The 20079-nt window shown below is 61.0% G+C and carries 16 protein-coding genes; 7 read left to right on the top strand and 9 right to left on the bottom strand.

The window, feature by feature from the left end; translation table 11 throughout:
• Positions 1-200: 200 nt before the first annotated feature.
• Genes CAF63_RS10150 through CAF63_RS10140 form a run of 3 tightly spaced genes read left to right on the top strand, consistent with a single transcriptional unit; the run spans position 201 to position 3766 of the window.
• Positions 201-860, top strand: coding sequence for a paraquat-inducible protein A (locus tag CAF63_RS10150; protein WP_085684859.1), 660 nt, complete (start codon positions 201-203; stop codon positions 858-860).
• Positions 847-1470: a paraquat-inducible protein A gene (locus tag CAF63_RS10145; protein WP_085684857.1), complete on the top strand. Its 624-nt coding sequence runs from the start codon at positions 847-849 to the stop codon at positions 1468-1470. Before CAF63_RS10150 ends, CAF63_RS10145 begins: the two co-directional genes overlap by 14 nt.
• The gene (locus CAF63_RS10140; protein ID WP_085684855.1) at positions 1463-3766 is read left to right on the top strand and encodes a PqiB family protein; all 2304 of its coding nucleotides are present in this window, start codon (positions 1463-1465) and stop codon (positions 3764-3766) included. Before CAF63_RS10145 ends, CAF63_RS10140 begins: the two co-directional genes overlap by 8 nt.
• 214 nt (positions 3767-3980) lie before the next feature.
• Here CAF63_RS10140 and mksF read toward each other — a convergent pair whose 3' ends face one another.
• From mksF to mksB, 3 genes are read right to left on the bottom strand one after another with little or no spacing between them, the layout of a single operon-like run.
• Positions 3981-6821, bottom strand: a complete 2841-nt coding sequence (gene mksF / locus CAF63_RS10135; protein ID WP_085684853.1) for an Mks condensin complex protein MksF — start codon at positions 6819-6821, stop codon at positions 3981-3983.
• Positions 6818-7519 carry an Mks condensin complex protein MksE gene (mksE, locus tag CAF63_RS10130; protein WP_007951764.1) on the bottom strand — a complete coding sequence of 234 codons (702 nt, stop codon included), beginning with the start codon at positions 7517-7519 and terminating at the stop codon, positions 6818-6820. The genes mksF and mksE overlap by 4 nt, the downstream gene beginning before the upstream one ends.
• On the bottom strand, positions 7509-8789 hold the full coding sequence (gene mksB / locus CAF63_RS10125) for an Mks condensin complex protein MksB (RefSeq protein ID WP_178081281.1): 1281 nt from the start codon (positions 8787-8789) through the stop codon (positions 7509-7511). Before mksB ends, mksE begins: the two co-directional genes overlap by 11 nt.
• 231 nt (positions 8790-9020) lie before the next feature.
• Between mksB and CAF63_RS10120 the strand changes: the two genes are divergently transcribed.
• Together CAF63_RS10120 and rimI are read left to right on the top strand one after the other, a co-directional pair.
• Positions 9021-9773 (top strand): energy transducer TonB, encoded by a 753-nt coding sequence (locus CAF63_RS10120; protein ID WP_085684849.1) that lies wholly within the window; start codon positions 9021-9023, stop codon positions 9771-9773.
• A complete protein-coding gene (gene rimI, locus CAF63_RS10115; protein ID WP_085684844.1) occupies positions 9766-10218 on the top strand; it encodes a ribosomal protein S18-alanine N-acetyltransferase in 453 nt (150 codons plus the stop codon). Before CAF63_RS10120 ends, rimI begins: the two co-directional genes overlap by 8 nt.
• Positions 10219-10349: 131 nt before the next feature.
• Here the strand turns inward: rimI and CAF63_RS10110 are convergent, their stop codons facing one another.
• The gene (locus tag CAF63_RS10110) at positions 10350-10754 is read right to left on the bottom strand and encodes a serine kinase/phosphatase (protein WP_085684843.1); all 405 of its coding nucleotides are present in this window, start codon (positions 10752-10754) and stop codon (positions 10350-10352) included.
• Positions 10755-10896: 142 nt separating this feature from the next.
• On the opposite strand from CAF63_RS10110, the gene can reads away from it, so the two are divergent.
• Positions 10897-11541 (top strand): carbonate dehydratase, encoded by a 645-nt coding sequence (can, locus tag CAF63_RS10105; protein ID WP_007951756.1) that lies wholly within the window; start codon positions 10897-10899, stop codon positions 11539-11541.
• A gap of 8 nt (positions 11542-11549) precedes the next feature.
• On the opposite strand, the gene CAF63_RS10100 is transcribed toward can, so the two are convergent.
• The 5 genes from CAF63_RS10100 to CAF63_RS10080 all read right to left on the bottom strand — a co-directional run bounded on the left by CAF63_RS10100 (position 11550) and on the right by CAF63_RS10080 (position 18549).
• Positions 11550-12077: an SET domain-containing protein-lysine N-methyltransferase gene (locus tag CAF63_RS10100; RefSeq protein WP_085684842.1), complete on the bottom strand. Its 528-nt coding sequence runs from the start codon at positions 12075-12077 to the stop codon at positions 11550-11552.
• Between the two features lie 180 nt (positions 12078-12257).
• Entirely contained in the window at positions 12258-13430 is a 1173-nt protein-coding gene (locus CAF63_RS10095; protein WP_085684840.1) for a hypothetical protein, read from the bottom strand.
• A 61-nt stretch (positions 13431-13491) separates the two neighbouring features.
• Entirely contained in the window at positions 13492-15210 is a 1719-nt protein-coding gene (locus tag CAF63_RS10090; protein ID WP_085684838.1) for a J domain-containing protein, read from the bottom strand.
• Positions 15211-15221: 11 nt separating this feature from the next.
• Complete coding sequence (locus CAF63_RS10085; protein WP_085684837.1) at positions 15222-16919, bottom strand: molecular chaperone HscC; 1698 nt, start codon at positions 16917-16919, stop codon at positions 15222-15224.
• 211 nt (positions 16920-17130) lie between these two features.
• Positions 17131-18549 (bottom strand): short-chain fatty acid transporter, encoded by a 1419-nt coding sequence (locus CAF63_RS10080; protein WP_007951749.1) that lies wholly within the window; start codon positions 18547-18549, stop codon positions 17131-17133.
• A 199-nt stretch (positions 18550-18748) separates the two neighbouring features.
• Here CAF63_RS10080 and CAF63_RS10075 point away from each other — a divergent pair, with 199 nt between their 5' ends.
• The gene (locus CAF63_RS10075) at positions 18749-20062 is read left to right on the top strand and encodes an MFS transporter (protein WP_085684835.1); all 1314 of its coding nucleotides are present in this window, start codon (positions 18749-18751) and stop codon (positions 20060-20062) included.
• The last annotated feature ends 17 nt before the right edge of the window (positions 20063-20079 follow it).

Raw genomic sequence — 20079 nt, 5'->3', positions numbered from 1 at the left:
ATCGCCGATGGTAGTGTGGGGTTTCCCCATGTGAGAGTAGGTCATCGTCAAGATTAAATTCCGAAACCCCAATTGCGAAAGCAGTTGGGGTTTTGTTTTGTCTGCGAAAAAGTTTTGCTCGTAATAGCGAACAAATTTGCACAGTTATTTTCAAACCAGAACACTAGAATAGCCCCACCTTATTCGGAGCCAGAGCCTTTATGTCAGAGTCGGTTGACGCCCCCGGGCTGTCAGATTTACCGCTGGAAGACTTGGTGGCCTGTCACGAGTGCGACCTGCTGATGCGCAAGCCAACACTTGCCCACGGCGAGAAAGCCCTCTGCCCTCGCTGCGGTTACGAACTGTACGCTCACCGCCACAATGTGGTGCAGCGCAGCCTTGCCTTGGTAATCGCAGCATTATTGCTGTACATCCCGGCAAACTTTTTACCCATCATGCAACTCAATATCCTTGGACAATCCTCGCAGGATACGGTTTGGAGTGGCGTAGTCGGGCTGTTCAACACTGACATGCAGGGTGTGTCGATTGTTGTTTTCCTGTGCAGCATGGCCATTCCGCTGCTCAAGTTGCTGTGCCAGTTGTTCGTTTTGCTGACAATTCGTTTCAACGCCGGCCGCAGTTACGGTCTTTTGCTTTACCGCATCTATCACCACCTCAAAGACTGGGGAATGCTCGAGGTTTACCTCATGGGCGTACTGGTGGCGATCGTCAAACTGGCGGACATGGCGGCGATCACTGTCGGTCTCGGCTTGGCGTGTTTTATTGGATTGTTGTTGGTGCAGGTATGGCTGGAGGTGGTGATGTCACCGCATCAGATCTGGCAGGCGTTATCAGGGGAAGATACTCATGCGGGCGATTGATGCGGGCATTCTGACGTGCACCGAATGCCACGAGTTGAACAGACAGGAAGCGGATACCGACGAGCAAACCTGCACCCGCTGCGGTGCCTTGGTTCACGCTCGCCGGCCGAATAGCCTCAACCGCACCTGGGCACTGCTGATCACAGCGGCGATTATCTACATCCCGGCCAACGTACTGCCGATCATGACAGTCAGTTCTCTGGGGCAGGGTGATCCAAGCACGATCATGTCCGGTGTGATCCAGCTGGTGCAGCACGGCATGATTCCAATTGCCGCCGTTGTGTTCATCGCCAGTATCCTGGTGCCAACGTTCAAACTGGTGGGCATTGCGCTGTTGCTGTTTTCTGTACAGCGCCGCCAGCCGTTGTCCGCCCGTCAGCGGATCTGGATGTACCGCTTCATCGAGTTCATCGGTCGCTGGTCGATGCTCGACATTTTCGTGATCGCCATTCTGGTGGCGGTCGTCAACTTCGGCCGGCTTGCCAGTGTCGAAGCCAATCTTGGCGCCATCGCCTTCGCCAGTGTGGTGATTCTGACGATGCTCGCCGCTGTCACTTTCGATCCCCGACTGATTTGGGATAACACGGAGTCGGACGCCGACCATGACTGATTTGCCTGTAGCGAAAACCCGACCGGCTTCGAACTGGTCTGCTATCTGGGTGTTGCCCCTGATCGCTTTGATTATCGGCGGCTGGCTCGGCTGGCGTGCCTATAACGAAACCGGCATCGAGATTCAGGTGCGGTTTGAAAGCGGTGAAGGCATTCAGGCCAACAAGACTGAAGTGGTCTACAAAGGCATGCCGGTCGGCAAGGTCAAAGCCCTCAAGCTCGACGACGAAGGCGGCACCAAAGGCGTGATCGCCACCATCGAAATGAACAAGGATGTCGATCAGTACCTAAAGACCAGCACCCGTTTCTGGTTGGTCAAGCCGAGCGTGACCCTGGCCGGGATCACTGGCCTGGAAACCCTGGTATCGGGTAACTATGTCGCGATCAGCCCGGGTGAAGGCGAGCTGACCCGCAAATTCAAGGCCCTGGCAGAAGAGCCGCCTCTATCGGACTCCAAACCGGGCCTGCATCTGACGATCAAAGCCGATCGCCTCGGTTCGTTGAATCGTGGCAGCCCGGTGTTCTACAAGCAGATCAAAGTCGGTCAGATCAAAAGCTACGTGCTGTCGGAAGACCAGAGCACCGTCGAGCTCAAGGTGTTCATCGAACCGACCTACGCCAAACTGGTGCGCAAACACACCCGTTTCTGGAACGCCAGCGGCATCAGCATCGACGCCAACCTGTCCGGCGTGAAAGTGCGCAGCGAATCCCTGGCCAGCATCGTCGCCGGCGGTATCGCCTTCGCCACCCCGGAGAACCGCAAGGACAGCCCGCCCACCGATCCGAGCCTGCCATTCCGTCTCTACGAAGACTTCGATGCGGCTGCCGCCGGCATCCGTGTGAAGGTCAAACTCAGTGACTTCGAAGGCCTGCAAGCCGGGCGCACACCGGTGATGTACAAAGGCATTCAGGTCGGTAACCTGAAAGCCCTGAAGATCGATCCGGACCTGTCCAGTGCGACCGCCGAACTGACCCTCGATCCGCTGGCCGAAGACTATCTGGTCACCGGCACGCAGTTCTGGGTGGTCAAACCGTCGATTTCCCTGGCCGGTATCACCGGTCTGGAAGCACTGGTCAAAGGTAACTACATCGCCGTGCGCCCGGGCGACAAGGGCGGCGCGCCGCAGCGCGAGTTCGAGGCTCGGCCGAAAGCTCCACCCCTGGATCTGAAGGCACCGGGCCTGCACCTTGTGCTGTTCACCGACACCCTCGGTTCGATCGATGTCGGCAGCCCGATTCTCTACAAGCAGGTGAAGGTCGGTTCGGTGCAGAGCTATCAGTTCTCCAAGACCCGCAAGCAACTGGTGATCGGCGTCCACATCGAGAAGGAATACGAAAACCTGGTCAACGCCTCGACCCGGTTCTGGAACGTCAGCGGCGTCACGCTGACTGGCGGTCTGACGGGCGGCATTCAGGTCAAGAGTGAATCGTTGCAGACCCTGATGGCTGGCGGCATTGCCTTCGAAACGCCGCAAGCCAAGGCACCGCTGCAAAAACGTATCCCGCGTTTCCGTCTGTTCGCCAACCATGATGAAGCCAATCAGAAAGGTGCCGTCGTCACCATCAAGGTCGATCGCGCGGACGGTCTGCGCAGCGGCACCCCGGTTCGCTTCAAGGGCCTGGACGTCGGCAAGATCGAAAGTGTCGACCTGACCGATGATCTGCAATCGGTGATCCTCACCGCGCGCATCACCGAAGTGCCGGAGAAGATCGCCCGGGTCGGCAGCCAGTTCTGGGTAGTCAAACCGGAGTTGGGTCTGATCAAGACCTCAAACCTGGAGACGCTGGTCACCGGCCAATACATCGAAGTGCAACCGGCCGCCAAGAACCTCGGCCCGCAGAAGAACTTCGTGGCCCTGGCCAATGCGCCGGAAGTCACCAAGCAAGAGGCTGGCTTGAGTCTGGTACTGAGCGCTGCCCGTCGCGGTTCGCTCAAACCAGGTGTTCCGGTGACTTACCGTGAGATCACCGTGGGTAAAGTCACCGGTTACGAACTGGGCCAGACAGCGGATCGCGTGTTGGTACACATCCTGATCGAACCGAAGTACGCGCCACTGGTGCGCAGCGGCAGTCGCTTCTGGAACACCAGTGGTGTCGGTCTCGACATCGGCCTGTTCAAAGGCGTGACCGTACGCACCGAGTCTTTGGAGACAGTGATTCAGGGCGGTATCGCCTTCGCCACGCCGGACGGCGAGCAGATGGGCAACCCCGCGCGCGCCGAACAAACCTTCCCGCTCTTCGACAAGTTCGAAGACGAGTGGCTGAACTGGGCGCCGAAAATCCCCCTCGGCAAATAATCGGGGAAATATGGGGCATCGTTGAGGACGCCTTCGCGGGCAAGCCCGCTCCAACAGGTTTTTGTGTTGAATACAAATTTGTGTAAGACATCAATCCCTGTGGGAGCGGGCTTGCCCGCGAAGAGGTCCTGTCATTCAGCACAAAATTCCAAGACATAAAAAAGGGCCACGATCCAATGGATCGCGGCCCTTTTTTGTGCCCGTCAGTTACGCATCAAACCGCATCCAGCTCCGGCTCGTCGGCCTGGACATTGATGGTGGCCTTCACCACATCGTGGCGACGGATGTACTTCCAGTCCGCCTCATCGATGTAAATACCGGCCGGGCCGCTGCCGCCTTCCAGGTCGATGGCGACACTGGCGCAGACCTGCGGCTTCACACTCGCCAGAATCGGCACGAAGCCCAGTTGCAGGCTGGTTTCCAGCAATGCTGCCTGGTTCTTCTCGTCGATGTCCGCCGCCTCGTCGAGGTAGTACGGCAGGCGCACGCGACCGGCCAGGTCGCGATCCATCAAGTGCAGCAACAAGTACATGTTGGTCAGCGCCTTGATGGTCATCGTGGTGCCGTTGGACGCCGCGCCGTCGATGTCGGTGTGGATAACCGGCTGACCATTGACCTTGGTGATCTCGAACGCCAGTTCGAACAAGTCCTTGAGGCCGAGCTGGTTGTGGTTCGCCGCCACCAGCCGTGCCAGGTATTCCTTGGCCTCTTCGTTCTTGTTGTCCTGTTCTGCACTTTGGCTCAGGTCGAACACCGACAGGGTTTCGCCTTCTTCGTACTGACCGGCGCTGTGGATGATCTGGTCGATGTGCTTGAGCGCTTCCTTGTTCGGCGCGAGGACGATACGGAAGCTCTGCAGGTTGGACACCTGACGCTTGTTGATCTCGCGGTTGAACAACGCCAATTGATGCTCGAGGCTGTCGTAGTCGCTGCGGATGTTGCGCAGGGTACGCGCAATATCGGTGACCGCCGCACGACGGGCCTTGCCCAGGGTCAGGGCTTCGTCGGTACGGTGCGCGTAAGCGTTGATCAGCAACGACAGACGGCGCTCCATATCGTCTTCACTGTCGAACTTGGCCACGCCCTTGAGACGCACCTGTGCGTACAGGGCTTCGATCTGGCCGTCGGCGCGGAGCAGGCCTTGCCAGCTGTCCTGATAGTCGTTGAGCAGCGGCAGCAGGTTGTCCATCGAATCGTCGACCGGATCCATGAACGGCGTGCCGAACGGCAGATCTGCCGGCAGCAACTGACGACGGCGCAGGGCGTCGTCGAGAGTGCGTTGCTTGGCTTCCATGTCGGCGATCTGCCGGCCGACCAGTTGCAGCTTGGCCGACAGTTGCTGGACGCGCTCGGTGAACGCATCGCTGGAGCGCTTGAGTTCGTCCTGCGCGGCTTCCATCTGCGCCAGTTGCTCGAGCTTGTCGCCCTCTTCGGCGCTCAGGGTCTGGGTACGACGGAAATCTTCCAGCGCTTTCTGAGCATCCAGAACCTGCTGGTACAGCGCTTCGGTCTGGGTCTTGCTCGCGGCGCGGTCGGCGGCCACGGCTTGTTGGGTTTTCAGTTGCTTGAGTTCTTTTTCCAGACGCTCTTTCTGATCGCGCAGCGCGGCACGGTCGGCCAGTGCTTGCAGGGCCGGCGGTTCGATGTGCGAGATGTCGATCGACAGGCCCGGCACTTCGAAACGCTCGCCCTTGAAACCGTCGAGGATCAGTTCCACCGACTTCACCCATTCGCCGTTCTCGTCGAGGGTGATCCCGTGTTCGCCCAGCGGCAGGCTGAACAGCGCGCTGTTGAACAGGCGCATCAGGCGCTCGACGTCCTGCTGCGAGAATTCTTCGCGCAGGCGGGCGTAGCTGTTGTTATCGGCGTGATCGAGTTGCTGCTTCACTGACTTCAGGCGCTTTTCCAGATCGCGAAGACGTTCTTCCAGATCCTCGGCGCTGAACTGACGAGACTGCGCCAATGCACCTGCCAATTCGTCGTGAGCGTCCTTGGCCGCCAGCAGTTGCTGCTCTAGGATTTTGACGTCATCGACCAGCGCGAAGCGGTTCTTCAGAACGGACAACTCGCCGAGCCAGCGCTGGATGCCGGAGATTTCCCGCTCCAGACGCATCAGTTCCTGAGTGCCACCGCGCTGATCGTTTTGCAGGTCGTCCTGCTCGCGACGGTAGTGCTCGGCCTGAATGGTCAGCTCTTCCTTGCGCGCCGTGGCGTAGTCCGACCAGGTGCCGAGCAACGAATCGAGCAGCGGCGACAGGCGATGCAGCTTGCCGCGCAGCACATCGCGCTGTTTCACACCGTTGGACAGGGCTTCGACCAACGGGCCGGCAGCCACCAGCGAGTTGTAGTCCTGTTCCATGCGCCGCACATCGCGGAAGGCTTCTTCGCACGCGGCGATGTAATCGACGCTGCCGGAACGCAGGCTGTGTTCGAAGGCATCGAGGAACAATTGCTTGAGCTTGGCTGCGGTGATTTCGCGCATGTGCAGCAGGTTGATGAACAGCGCGCGGAAAGTCTTCAGGCTCTGCTCGCTGGTGGAGCGCAGCGGGATCAGCGTCAAGTCGAGCGGGATCGACGTGTGACCGCCAACCAGCAAACGACGCAGCTCATCCGGCTTGAGTTCGTAGGCTTTCAGGCCTTCTTTCTCAAGGTTGCTGAACAGCTCTTTCTGCCTTAGGCAGGTGTCGTTTTTCTGGTAGTGCGCCAGATCGAGCTTGCCGGCGTAGGCAAAGAACTGGTGACCGAAACCGCCACCCGGGCCGCGACCGACCACGCCGATCACGTGCGGGCCGTGGGGCAGGTTCACTTCGACGAGGATATAGCTGGTGTCGGAGGCAAAGTAGAAGCGCCGGGATTGTTCCAGGCTGTACTTGCCGAAACTCATGTCCGACATGCGTGCCAGGATCGGGAACTGCAAGGCGTTGATCGAGGCGGATTTACCGAGGTTGTTCGCGCCGTAGACCGACAGCGGCTCTTCCAGCGGGAACAGGCCGAGGCTGTAACCGGCGGTGTTCAAAAGGGCAAAGCGGCGGATGCCGTAGCGTTCCTGGCTCATGCATCGGACTCCTGTTCTTCGGCAATGGCGCGGGCCAGTGCGTCTTCTTCGCTCTCTTCCTCAAATTCGCTGAGATCAAGCGGGTCGTCGGTGGCGAGGAATTTGGCCTCGGCGGCTTCGTCGATCAGCACCGGTGCCGGCAGCGGCAGGACGCTGTGCACGCTGGCCGCCAGGTCGCGGTCCTGCTGAACCGACAGGCAGACGTCTAGGAAACGGTGCATCGGCGGCAGGAAACGGTACACGCCGTTTTCCTCGCTGGCGAAGCCGAGCTGGGTCATGCGGCGCATGATCTTTTCTTCCAGCTCTTCAACGGTTTGTACTTCGGCCTGGATGAACAGGTCGCGGTACTTCTCCAGCAACGACGGCAGCTCTTCGCGGCCGAGGCTGCCGCCATCAAGAACAGCGATCGGATCGCGGCCCTGATCGGCCAGATGCTCGACCAGGATGAAGGTGAACAGCGCCAGACGCTGAGCAGTCTTGTTCACCGCCGCAGCCGCCATGTCTGGCACGAAGTAATAGAAACCACGGGTGTCGCAGACCAGTTCGAAGCCCAGTGCCTTGAACAGCGTGCGGTACTGGTCCTGGAAGTTCGACAGTTGCGCGTACAGCTCCGGGTCGCGGCGGCTGACGTGGTAACCCTTGAACAGCTCGCGAAAGATCGGCGCCAGCTGAGACAGTTCGGATAGATCAAGATGCATTGGGGATGCTCGCAGAATTCTCGGCGGCGGTGTCGCCGGCCGAGAGCAGGGCGAAGGAGCGCAGGCTGACCTGGTGCTCGTGAGTGTGGTATTCGCGACGTTCCAGACGCTCGCGCTTGAAGCGTTTTTCCCGCGACAGGCGCGAGAACCAGTAAAGCAATTCGTCGGTCGCGCCGTCCGGCTCCTGCTCCAGAAGCCAGGTCATCAGATCCGGCATCGGCAGGGATTCTTCGCAACGGTCGACCATCTCGCGCACGGTGCGCGGTGCACGCGGGGCATCGCCAGTCTTCTGCGACTTGTGCGCCTTGGGGAAACGCGCCGGTTTCGGCTCGAAACGGGCCAGGGCGTAAACGTAGGCTTCAACCTGACTGGCGCTGCCGAGGAAGGTGCTTTGCGGCCGGGTGAACAGCGGCATCGCGGCTTGTGGTACGGCGTCGATACCTTTGCGGCGGATCGCGGCCAGCGCCAGCGCAGCACCACGGGTCACGGCGTTGTGTCGGCGTGCTTCTTCACGCAGCGGCAGCAGCAATTCCCGAGCGTGACGCAAGGTCAGCTGGGCGCTGGTCTGCATTTCGAGGATGCGCGCATGGGTGCGCAGCAGCATGTCGTCATCGACCAGATGGCCGAGGCGCTGCTGTTCGCTGAGCATCTTCAGCAGCACGGTTTCGACCTTGCGCACGCCTTGCTCGAAGGCGCCGTCGGCGTTCACCAGATCGATCATCGGCTCGACGTATTCGTCCCAGGTCGCCAGTACTTCGGCGTAACGCTGACGCAGCGGAATCTGCCGGTCGCTGGTCTTGGCCCGTTCGGCCACGGCCACCAGCGCCTGTTCGTCGTTGTCGAGTTTCTTCAGAACGTCGCGCACGCGCATGTCGAGCAGACGCAACTGACGCGCCAGATCATTGCCGTCACGGACATCGAACGCATCCTGAATATAACCGGCCAGACGCTCGAGGTGACGCAGATAGGCTTCGATCTCCAGGCACAGGCCCAGACGGTGCTCGCGGCGCAGGTAGGCGAGGAAATCGTGAATCTGCGCGTTCAGCTCGAAACGGTTCGGGCTCTTGGCCACGGGAACCAGAATGTCGAGGCGGATCCACACGTCGAGCAGGCTGGTGATGTCCTGCGGCGTGCTGTCCAGTTGTTGGGCGGCCAGTTGCGTGCGCAGTTCGTTGAGGCTCAGTGTGCCTTGGTCGAAGTGCTCGCACAGTGGCTCCAGAAGTGCCCAGTGTTCAGCGAGGGCGCGCAAGACGCGCTTGGGTTCGATCATCGGAATGGCCGGCTGGTTGGCGATTAAAAGCCGCGATTGTACTGCATCACGAAGGATGCGATTCACTCTCGGGACGGGCTGTCGCTTTTCTTTGCGTCAAGGTATCGGTCAAGACTATCGATCAACAGCGCGCGATCTTGAGCGAAGGGCGGTAGAATCAGCGCACTTCAGTTATCCACAAGTGGCCGACCCTTGCTAATCGAGTCCCGCCGCCGCGCCTATTTGAACGCCATGCAGGTGGTCAACTGGCTGCCGCGCACCGAATTGCCCTTTGCCGCGCCGTCGCGGCCCGAGCTGCTGGACATGCCCGAGCCCGAGCCCGAGATTGCTGCGCCGGCGTTTCCGGCAACCCCGGCCGAAGCGCCGGAGCAGCCGGCCACGCGTCCGGTCGAACGGCCGAAAATCGAAGTTCCGCGACCTTCGCTGGTCAGCACCCGCACGGGCGCCAAGCCGGTCGAAGAAGTCGACGAAACACCCGTGGTGGCCAAGCCGGCACCGGTGCCGCCACCGCGTTTTGCCCTGCAATTGCTGCGCGCCGGCCGTTGCCTGCTGCTGGTGGAGTTACCCACAGGCGAAGCCTTCCAGTCGCGCGATCCTGCCTATCTGTTGCTCAAGGACATGCTGCGTGCCGCCGGTCTGCCGGACGCGCCGCAGATTGTCGGTGAGCCGGTGCGCTGGCCTTGGCTGAACCGCGGCACGCTGGATCAGGGCCCTGAAGCGGCCCGGGATTTCGTTCAGGGTTTCCTGTCGGTGCAGATGGAGGCGGCGCCGTGTGCCTGTGTCTGGCTGATCGGCCTGCCGGCGGTACGGTTTGCCGGTGAGGCGGATGCCGAGGCATTCAACCGCGAGTTGCAAATCGAGGGCCTGGGTTCGGCGTGGGCCGTGCCGGGGCTGGAATTGTTGATGGAAGAGCCACAGCGCAAGGCCGCCGTGTGGCAAGCCATGCGTCGGCTGATGGCGCGCTGGAAAGAATCGAATGAGTGACGCTGTATCGTTTCGCCCGATGACCGAGGCGGATCTGGACGCTGTGCTGAAGATTGAATTCGCCGCGTACAGCCATCCGTGGACTCGCGGGATTTTTCTCGACGGCCTGGGCAAGTACCAGATCTGGCTGATGTTCGAAGGTGAGCAGCAGGTGGGCCACGGGGTGGTGCAGATCATTCTCGATGAAGCGCACCTGCTCAACATCACGGTCAAGCCGGAAAACCAGGGCCGCGGGCTGGGGCTAATCCTGCTCGAATACCTGATGTCCCGAGCTTACGCCGCCGATGCCCGGGAATGCTTCCTGGAAGTGCGCGACAGCAACACGTCGGCCTTTCGCCTGTACGAGCGCTATGGCTTCAACGAGATCGGCCGGCGCCGGGATTACTACCCGGCGGTCGGCGGGCGTGAAGATGCCGTGGTCATGGCCTGCACCCTGGTCGATTGAAGCGTTAAAGCATCGCGGGCAAGCCCGCTCCCACAGGTTTTGGTTTTAGTGTCGTAGACATAGTTTGAGTACGACCAGGATCCCTGTGGGAGCGGGCTTGCCCGCGATAGCGTCCTGTCAGGCAATACAAATCAACGCTTGCGATCCAGCGGATCGCGGCGCGCCAGTTCCGCTTCATCAAGTCCGTTGCCACCGCCAATGTCGTCTTCGTCGACCACGCTCAAATCCCAATCGGCGTGATTGCCTTCGCCGACCTCATGGGCATCCCGGGCGCCATCTTCATGGATCAGAGTTTCCGGGCTCAGGTCATCGTCGGTGGGCTCATGGTCGGCGGTCGATGCCCCGGTGAAACCCGCTTCGCGCACACGCTCACGGGGCAACAACTGTTCGCGCTCGCGCTCGGGCAGTTCCTCGCCGATCTTCGCGCTGGGCTGTTCGTCGTCGAAGTCCAGCTCATGCACTGAACCCATGCGGTCTTCGTTATCATCGATGGGCTCCGGTTGCACCGCATCGTATGGACGTCGTGAATCAGTCATGGCAATTCCTCATGCTGTGGGCCTTACTGGGGTGGACTCACCGGGCACGGTGGAAATTCCAACGAAATCACCTGTAATCGATCCGTGACCCCGACAGGCGGTCGACTGTCATACCAGCGCATCTTTCTTGAGGCCTTACCGCATGCATGACTTACAAGACCTGATTGATAACAACGAGCGTTGGGCTGACGCGATCACCAAGGAAGACCCGGATTTCTTCGCCAAGCTGGCTCGCCAGCAGACGCCTGAATACTTGTGGATCGGCTGCTCCGACGCACGGGTGCCGGCCAACGAAATCGTCGGCATGCTGCCGGGCGATCTGTTCGTTCACCGCAACGTCGCCAACGTGGTGCTGCACACCGACCTCAACTGTCTGTCGGTGATCCAGTACGCGGTGGACGTGCTCAAGGTCAAACACATCCTGGTGACCGGGCACTACGGTTGCGGCGGTGTACGGGCTTCGATGCAGGATCGCCAGTTCGGCCTGATCGACGGCTGGCTGCGTTCGATCCGCGACCTGTACTACGAAAAACGCGAAGAACTGGCCAAGCTGCCGACCGAAGAAGAACAGGTCGACCGTCTGTGCGAGCTCAACGTGATCCAGCAAGTGGCCAACGTCGCCCACACCAGCATCATCCAGAACGCCTGGCATCGCGGGCAGAGCCTGTCGATCCACGGCTGCATTTACGGCATCAAGGATGGTCGCTGGAAGAGCCTGAACACCACGATCAGCGGTTTCGAGCAATTGCCGCCGCAGTACCGCTTGCGTCCGGTCGGCGCGCCTTGATCGGCCATTCAGCGTAAACCTTGCCGACGTCGCCAGCTCAGCAAATAGCGCTGGCCTTCGAGATTGGGTGATTCGTCGTAACCGGTGATCCACCCACGGCAGCGCGAGGACCCGCAACCGCAGGCGAACTGCTGCAGCAGTTTGTCTTCGGTGGCGGTGTAGTCCATGGTCAGCCGTTCACCCTTGGCAATATCTCGCAGGGCCCACACCCATAACTCGTTCATGTCGAGAAAGGTGTTCGGGTCGCAGCAATGCTCGAACGCGCCGCAAAAGCGCGGATCGTAAAGGTGGATACCGGCGAGCAGTTGTCTGGTCTGCCGGCAGCGATAGGGCAGCAGCAGGCCTGAAACCCGGCAAATGCGGGAGACGCGCAGAAACGCCCGGCACGCTACGACAGCGGTGGTCACTCCTTCGGAATCGTGAACAATTTCGAAATCATGCTTTGACGGAAATCCCAAGCGGACGGGGAGCCCGGCAAAAGGATAAATGCCCTCGGTATCGCGTGCTGGTTTACCCGGTAATGCGTAAGTGTTCATAACGGTCCCTGTTGGCGGGGTGTCGCGACTTCCCTCGGCTGACATCCTGTCAGTCCTGCAACACGATAATAGGATCCAAGATCCCGTAAATCACACTAGCGGTCTACTGTCAGATCTGACAAGCGAAATAGACGACTTCCCGCGTCAGCCAAGGCTGACGCGGGAACATCTCCTGTCCGTTCAGAGGTGGGCAGCAGGTGCGGCCATGGCCGGCAGCGGGCTCTTCAATTGTTGCAGCTGGGATTTGACCGGTGCCGTCGAGCAGGTCTTGTCAGCCTCTGCCACGGTCTGGTTGCGGATCGTGGTGTAGAACAGTTCGCAGGTCTTGGCTTTCTGCGTCACTTGCCAGGTCTGGGTGCAGCTGTTGAGCAGTGTCTTCGGATCGGTGCCCGGTTTGCTGCCCATCCCGGCCTGCCAGCAGGCGGCGCTCAAGTCTTGCCCCATCACCTTCAGACCCGCCGCATCGGCTTTGGCCTGGGCATCGTCGCCGGTGTAGTTGCTCGGGTCGGCGGCGTACCAGATGTAGCTAGGATGGTTGGAGCCCAGCACCGGCACGTTCACGCCCGCGCTCGGGCTGATGGTGGCCAGGCCCAGTACATTCACGGTCGCACCGTATTGCTGCTTGATCCAGTTACGCACCGGCGCACCAAAGGCAACCATCGGCAGCACGTCGCCACTGGCGTTCTGGCTGACCTGCTTGACCATCGTGGTCTGGTAATCCTTGAAGTAGTCGTACACGCCTTCCAGATCCTTGCCGGCGCTGGCGGGTGCGGCGATCGGGGCGATGTCGATGATGGTCTGGTAGGCCGGCGTCTGGTCGTCGGGGATACCATTGTCGGTCAGCAGCGCGGCCCAGCGGTCGGTGGTGTTGGAGCGCAGGTAATCCTGGGCCTGGGTCAGCGAGTAATCCGGCGGGAAGTGCAGCAACTCGACACTCTTGCGGTTTTCCAGGGCCATGCCCAGTGGCAGGAACAGATACCAGCTGTACGCCCACTTGCCGTCGGCGTTGAGTTTGCTCGCGCCGTTGTAGGCCAGGTCACCAGCGTCCAGCAGCGCGGTCAGCGGCTTGTCGTAGCCTTTTGGTACGCCGCTGATTTCGGCGTAGAGCTGATCGTTATCGTTTTTCACCAGCACTTTGGCGTCGGTGTAGCCGTCGCGCTGCACGCTCTGGCTCAGGTAATGGGCGACGGTCTGCTCCAGCGTCCAGTTGCGAAAGCAGATCACGCTGCAATTATTGGGATAGGCGAAGAGGCGGGTGACGCGTTCGGTGCTGCCCAGTTTCAGGTCGACATCGGCGTGGGCTGCAGCGCTCAACGTGAGCGCCGCGAGGGTGAGGCCTGCGAGTTTCAACATGCTCAGATCCTTTTCAGCGAGGGTAAAACCTTGGTGGAGGGCAATCCGGCCCGCATCTAGCCTAGCCGGGGAACAGGTGTTTCAGCGAATAACCGAGTTGACTGGCGAGAATCACGCCGGTCATGACCACCAGAAACAACACTTGCAACGGACTGAAATGCGCCCAGTGCAGCGCGGTCAGCCAAGGGCGACGGTTACTCAGTTCCGGATCGAGGGTGCCGATGCGCCGCCTGTGCCAGAGCCCGATCAGGATCGTGCCGATGTAAGTGAAAGCCCCCAGACCGCCGAGCAGTACCGAGAACATCGCAATCATGATGGCTTGCGGCACGCCGTGGCGGATTACCAGCCAGCGAGTGTCGGGGTTCCATCGGCGCGGTATCAGGCTTTCGGTCAGCCAGAGGTCTTGAACGATCACCTCGGCGCTGAGGGGCACCCACCAACTCAAGGTGTTACGGAAAAACCACGTCGGGACGCAGGCGAACGCCAGCGGGATGATGATGCTCATCTCCGTGGTTTTGTGCTCGGTGGGTAAATAGAACAACCACAGCGCCAGCGCAATCGCGGCCCATGTCCGCAATGAGGTCTCGTCGGCAACGTAGCGCGGCAGAAACCGTCGCCAGTAGAAAACGTCGGCGTACGGCAAACGGGCGAGCAAATCGGGGAAACGCCATTTGAGGGTTTCCGACAGCTGCTGGCAGGCCTGCCAGTCAGCGGGAATGAACCGGTCGGTCATGTCTTTCTGTTGCCGCGGCTTCATCGGGCTGATCAGCATGCGCGCGGCGAGCGCGTCGGACGACCCGTTGCGCTGATCTTCGGCGCGGGCGCAAAGATTGTTGTAGAGGCTTTCCTGGTTGCAGCGCTCGATCAGTTCTTGCCAGAGCCAGTCCGGTTGCGGATGAATGCCCTTGGTGTCGTCCCAACCGAACAGTTGGGACACACGGTCGAACAGCGGCACGCTCCATTCCGTGTCCTGCAGCAGTTGCAGGATGATCTGCTGCCAGTGTTCCCGACGGTCGAACACCTGGAGCCAGGGTTGGGCCGTATAAGTCTTGAGCTGCGCGAGAAATTCACGCTCGTTCTGCGAGGCGAGCAATGCCTCCAGCGATTGCCGGTAATCCATCAGCAACTCGGTGGCGAGAATGCCGCGCTGCCCGTCGCCGATCACGATCTCCTGCCACGGGCCCAGCCATCCGAGGTGCTGCACTGCCCAACGAGCAATCGAAAGGCGCAGGGCGGGATGGTCGAAGCACAACGTCAGCAACAGTGTCTGGAACGCTTGCGCACAATCCTGCTGGCGCGCTTGTTCCCAGCGGTGGTCCAGATTGGTGTCCGAGAGGCCGTTCAGCAATTGCGACGCGGCTTCAACGGCCGGGTCAGCGGTCGGTTCCACGGGGGCTGGATTCAGGGGTTGTGCCCGCAAGATTGGTAATTCGAGCGGTGCTTCGGGCGCGGCCGGGGTCACCGGTTCGAATGGCGGCGAGGGATAATCCCACGCATCGGTCCCGGTCTTTTGCAGTGGTTGAGCGATGGGTTGCTCTTGTCCGGCCAGCGCAGCGAACCCGAGACTCGGAGCCAGCATGACGTCGCCGTGCTCCTCGGTCTCTTCGTTTTCAAGGCGCCACTGGGCAATCGACAGTGCGCTCTCGTAAGCCTCGCGCAGGCGCTGAAAGCCTTCGGCATCTTCATCGGGCCGGAAGACTTTCAACAGACGCGCATAGCTACGCTTGATATCACGCAGCCCGGCGTCTTCGGGCAGTTGCAGGACGGACCAGCATTCCATGTCGTGCTTCCTTATTGCCAGGGGCTGCGGTCGAGGGCGCTCAACTGCTTGCTCAGTTCGGTGCGGGTTTCGCGGATCTGCCGCTCGTCCTGGGAATCCAGCGCCTGCTGGAATTGCTTGGCCCAATGGCCGATCTGATCGCGCAGGTCGCCCAGGCTTTCCTGATACAGACGTTCCAACCGTGCACTGAGCAGGGTGTTCACTTGCTGCTCGCGCGGATGGATCTTCAGCTGCGCCAGGCTTTGCAGACGCTGCTGGATCTCCTCGGGCGTCAGCACGCCGGGGTTGTTCTCGATGACCAGCGAGTGTTGCTGACCGGTCAGGGGAATGCTGACCTGGGCTTCGAGCAAGCCGTTGTTGTCGTAGGTGAAGCGTACATCCAGCTCGACTTCGCCGGCCTTGCGCTTGGGCACCTTGATGTCCAGTTGGCCGAGCGCCACGTTGTCTTTGACCAGGCGGCTTTCGCCCTGAAAGATCTTCACGACGACCTGTTCCTGGTTGTCGTGAAGGGTCTGCACGGTTTTCACCCGGCTGACCGGGACGATGCTGTTGCGTTCGATGATCGGCAAGTAGTGACCGCTTTCATACTGGCGACCGACCTGGGTAGAGGTCTCGATTCCCAAGGTGTAGGAGCAGACATCGGTGAGCACCACTTCTTCCAGCGCAGCCGAACGGGCCTTGAGCGCTGCCTGAATGGCGGCGCCTTGAGCCACCACCTGGTCCGGATCGAGGCTGATCGACGGGAAGCGGCCGAACAACCCGGCAGCCAGTTTGCGCACCAGCGGCATGCGGGTGGTGCCGCCGACCAGCAGGATCTCATCGAGGTCGCTGACGCGGATGCGTGCGTCTCGCAGGGCCCGTTCGATCGGCGCGCGCAGGCGTTCGAGCAGCGGCATGTACAACGTCGCCATCTGCGCCTGAGTGATGGTCTGAGTCCATTGCTTTTCGCCGACCTGCAATCTGAATTCGGTGCTGGCGTCCTGGCCCAATGCACGGCGTACACGCTCGGCTTCGCGGCGCAGCGGCTGGAGGATGGTGGAGCGCTCGGGGAAGTCCGACACGTTGCGATGCTGATCGATAAAGTGCTCGAGTAGCACGTTGTCGAAATCCTCGCCGCCGAGGAAGTTGTCACCGGCGCTGGCGCGCACTTCCATGACACCTTCGAAGAGTTCGAGAATCGACACGTCGAACGTACCGCCGCCCAGGTCGAACACCAGGAACGAAGTTTCCTTGTCCCGTTGGTGCAGGCCGTAGGCGAGTGCGGCGGCGGTGGGTTCGTTGATCAGCTTTTCGACTTTCAGGCCCGCCAGCTCACCGGCGATGCGCGTGGCCTTGCGCTGGGCGTCGCTGAAATAGGCCGGCACGCTGATCACGGCTTCCGTGACGGTCTGGCCGTAAGTGCGCTCGACGTCTTCTTTCAGGCTCTTGAGCACCAGCGCCGACAGCTCTTCGGGACGGAATTTTTTATCCCCGAGCCAGACCTCCGTCGCACTGCCCATATGGCGTTTGAACAGCGACGCGGTCAGGCGCGGATGAGTGTGCAGACGCTCACGGGCGGCTTGTCCGACCAGAATCCGGCCTTGATCGTCCAGACCCACCACGCTGGGTGTCAGGAACTGCCCCAGGGCGTTGGGCACCAGCTCGGTGGCGTCGCCCTGCCATACGGCAACAAGGCTGTTGGTGGTTCCCAGGTCAATCCCGACGATCATTGCAACGAACTCCCTTTGCGCTCAGACAAAAAATGAAACAGATAATGGGCGCGCAAGAATATTACCGAGGCAGTGGCGCGGTAAAGAAAGATGATGGCTCTGGGCCATTATTTGCGACAGGCAACCGCAGGAGGGATCGTTCGGGTCGCTTTTTGTCGAAGGGGGCGAAGGGAAAGACAGGGCGCCGGAGCCGGCGCCCTGTCGTCATCGCTTAAGGCATGACGGGCGGCAAGTACGACAGCGTCGTGCCCAGCGCCCACAGCAACACCAGCACCAGCGGCGTGTGCACCAGCAATTGCACGAACGAGAAACCGATCAGATCCCGCGCCTTCAGCCCCAGCACGCCCAGCAGCGGCAGCATGTAGAACGGGTTGATCAGGTTTGGCAGGGCTTCGGCGGCGTTGTAGATCTGCACCGCCCAACCGAGGTGATAGTTGAGATCGTTGGCCACCTGCATCACGTACGGCGCCTCGATGATCCACTTGCCGCCGCCGGACGGAATGAAGAAACCGAGAATCGCCGAGTACACGCCCATCAGCAACGCATAGGTGTCGTGGGAGGCGATGCTGACGAAGAACGTCGAGATGTGATGTGCCAGGGTCTGGGCATCGGTGCCCTTGACCGTGGTCATCAGCGCGGCAATCGAGCCGTACAGCGGGAACTGGATCAGCACCCCGGTGGTGGTCGGCACGGCGCGCGACACCGCATCGAGGAAACTGCGTGGACGCCAGTGCAGCAACGCGCCGAGCATGATGAACAGGAAGTTGTAGGTGTTGAGCCCGGAAATCGCGGTGATCGCCGGTTTGGTCGAGAACTCGTGGAACAGCCATCCGGCCGCCAGCAGCACCAGCAGGATGATCAGTAGCGGGCTGTGCTCCAGCCACTCGCCGGGCCGGGTGCGCGGTTGCAGCGGCGGCAGGTTGAAGGCCGGGTCGATACCGCAGGCCTTGGCGTCACGCGCCGAGTTCGGACCGGGCGCGGTGGCGTAGGCAATGATGATCGAAATCACGATCAGCGCTAGCAGCATGACTCCCGACTGCCAGAGAAAAATCGTCTGGGTGAACGGAATTACCCCGGTGATCGACAGAATCGACGGCGGCAGGCTGGCCGGGTTGGCCTGCAACTGCGCGGCGGACGATGACAGCCCCAGCGCCCACACGGCGCCGAGGCCAAGGTAGGCGGCGGCACCGGCGGCGCGGTAGTCCATTTTCAGATCGGTGCGGCGGGCGAGGGCGCGGACCAGCAGACCGCCGAACACCAGCGACAGACCCCAGTTGAGCAACGATGCGACCATCGAAATCAGCGCAACCCAGGCCACGGCCGAGCGACCGTTCTTCGGGATCCGCGCCAGGCGATCGATCAGTTTCACGGCAGGCGGCGAACTGGCCACGACATAACCGCCGATCACCACGAAGGCCATCTGCATGGTGAACGGGATCAGGCTCCAGAACCCGTCCCCGAACGCCATGGCGGCGTCGGTGGGTTTGGCGCCCATGGCCAGGGTCGCCAGTGCGACGATGATCACCGCCAGCGCGGCGAACACCCAGGAGTCGGGAAACCAGCGTTCGGCAAAACTTGAACAGCGCAAGGCAAAGCGCGCAGAGCGGCTATCTTCGATATCAACGGCCACGGGAGTACCTCGGATTTTTATGTTTATTGTGGTCTTCGGGGCTTGGCCGGCCCGTCTGGACAGGTGCCAACAGTAAATCAACCGGCGGATTTTTGTGACCGTGTTTTGCTGAATCAGACTATGGTCTAACGGGTTGTCCGGCGGCCCGTTTGCGTAGACCATGGGCGCCTTGGTTTTTTGCCTGCCAGAGTTCTTTGCCATGACTGCCCATTCCACTGCCCGACCGGCGCCGTTCAGCCGTTCCGACTACAAGACCCTCGGCCTCGCGGCCCTGGGCGGGGCGCTGGAGATCTACGATTTCATCATTTTCGTGTTCTTCGCCCTGACCCTCAGCCAACTGTTCTTCCCGCCAGAAATGCCCGAGTGGCTGCGCCTGCTGCAAAGCTTCGGGATCTTCGTCACCGGCTATCTGGCTCGCCCGCTGGGCGGAATCCTGATGGCGCATTTCGCCGACCGGCTGGGGCGCAAGAAAGTCTTCAGCCTGAGCATCCTGATGATGGCGCTGCCGTGCCTGCTGATCGGGATCATGCCGACTTATGCACAGATCGGTTATTTCGCACCGTTGCTGCTGCTGGCGCTGCGCATCCTGCAAGGCGCGGCGGTGGGCGGTGAAGTGCCGAGCGCCTGGGTGTTCGTGGCCGAGCACGCGCCGACCGGGCATCGCGGTTATGCACTGGGCTTTCTGCAGGCCGGGTTGACCTTCGGTTATCTGATCGGCGCATTGACCGCGACCTTTCTTGCGCAGGTGTTCACTCCGGCTGAGGTGCTGGATTACGCCTGGCGTTATCCGTTTCTGCTGGGCGGTGTGTTCGGCGTGATCGGTGTCTGGCTGCGTCGCTGGCTGAGCGAAACCCCGGTGTTCATGGCCATGGAAGCGCAGCGCGAGGCACGGGTCGAGCTGCCGTTGCGCACCGTGCTGCGAGATCATCGGCTGGCCATGTTGCCGGCGATGCTCCTGACCTGCGTGCTGACCTCGGCAGTGGTGGTGTTCGTGGTCATTACCCCGACGATGATGCAGAAAACCTTCGGCATGACTGCCGGCCACACCTTCGCGTTGAGCGCGCTGGGCATTGTCTTTTTGAACATGGGCTGCGTGATTGCCGGACGACTGGTGGATCGCATCGGTGCCTGGCGCACGGTCATGCTCTACAGTCTGCTGCTGCCGCTGGGGATCGGCCTGCTTTACACCTGCCTGATCAGCGGTGGGGATTGGGTCGGTCTGGCCTATGCCATCGCCGGGTTGTGCTGTGGCGTGGTCGGTGCGGTGCCTTCGGTGATGGTCAGCCTGTTCCCGGCGCGGATCCGCGTTTCCGGGATCTCCTTCACCTACAACATTGCCTACGCCGGCTGGGCCAGTGTCACACCGTTGCTGCTGATCGGTCTGATGCCATGGAGTCCGTGGATCTGCGTGATGTTCTGCACGGTGATGGGCGTGGTGGGCGTCGTCACTGCCGCGTATTTCGGCTCGCGCATGCCGCGCGCAGAACAGTGTCCGGTGGCCGGCACCGCCTGAATTGTCGAGGCGTAACT

The organism is Pseudomonas sp. B20(2017) (assembly GCF_002113125.1).
Lineage (GTDB): Bacteria > Pseudomonadota > Gammaproteobacteria > Pseudomonadales > Pseudomonadaceae > Aquipseudomonas.
The sequence above is the reverse complement of the archived record's forward strand: the minus strand, read 5'-3'. Positions and strand labels throughout refer to the sequence as shown.

What these genes read in the sequence shown, in the direction of transcription:
- CAF63_RS10150 (WP_085684859.1), top strand. Translation starts at nt 201, where the DNA reads ATGTCAGAGTCGGTTGACGCCCCCGGGCTGTCAGATTTACCGCTGGAA.
- CAF63_RS10145 (WP_085684857.1), top strand. Translation starts at nt 847, where the DNA reads ATGCGGGCGATTGATGCGGGCATTCTGACGTGCACCGAATGCCACGAG.
- CAF63_RS10140 (WP_085684855.1), top strand. Translation starts at nt 1,463, where the DNA reads ATGACTGATTTGCCTGTAGCGAAAACCCGACCGGCTTCGAACTGGTCT.
- mksF (WP_085684853.1), bottom strand. Translation starts at nt 6,821, where the DNA reads ATGAGCCAGGAACGCTACGGCATCCGCCGCTTTGCCCTTTTGAACACC.
- mksE (WP_007951764.1), bottom strand. Translation starts at nt 7,519, where the DNA reads ATGCATCTTGATCTATCCGAACTGTCTCAGCTGGCGCCGATCTTTCGC.
- mksB (WP_178081281.1), bottom strand. Translation starts at nt 8,789, where the DNA reads ATGATCGAACCCAAGCGCGTCTTGCGCGCCCTCGCTGAACACTGGGCA.
- CAF63_RS10120 (WP_085684849.1), top strand. Translation starts at nt 9,021, where the DNA reads ATGCAGGTGGTCAACTGGCTGCCGCGCACCGAATTGCCCTTTGCCGCG.
- rimI (WP_085684844.1), top strand. Translation starts at nt 9,766, where the DNA reads ATGAGTGACGCTGTATCGTTTCGCCCGATGACCGAGGCGGATCTGGAC.
- CAF63_RS10110 (WP_085684843.1), bottom strand. Translation starts at nt 10,754, where the DNA reads ATGACTGATTCACGACGTCCATACGATGCGGTGCAACCGGAGCCCATC.
- can (WP_007951756.1), top strand. Translation starts at nt 10,897, where the DNA reads ATGCATGACTTACAAGACCTGATTGATAACAACGAGCGTTGGGCTGAC.
- CAF63_RS10100 (WP_085684842.1), bottom strand. Translation starts at nt 12,077, where the DNA reads ATGAACACTTACGCATTACCGGGTAAACCAGCACGCGATACCGAGGGC.
- CAF63_RS10095 (WP_085684840.1), bottom strand. Translation starts at nt 13,430, where the DNA reads ATGTTGAAACTCGCAGGCCTCACCCTCGCGGCGCTCACGTTGAGCGCT.
- CAF63_RS10090 (WP_085684838.1), bottom strand. Translation starts at nt 15,210, where the DNA reads ATGGAATGCTGGTCCGTCCTGCAACTGCCCGAAGACGCCGGGCTGCGT.
- CAF63_RS10085 (WP_085684837.1), bottom strand. Translation starts at nt 16,919, where the DNA reads ATGATCGTCGGGATTGACCTGGGAACCACCAACAGCCTTGTTGCCGTA.
- CAF63_RS10075 (WP_085684835.1), top strand. Translation starts at nt 18,749, where the DNA reads ATGACTGCCCATTCCACTGCCCGACCGGCGCCGTTCAGCCGTTCCGAC.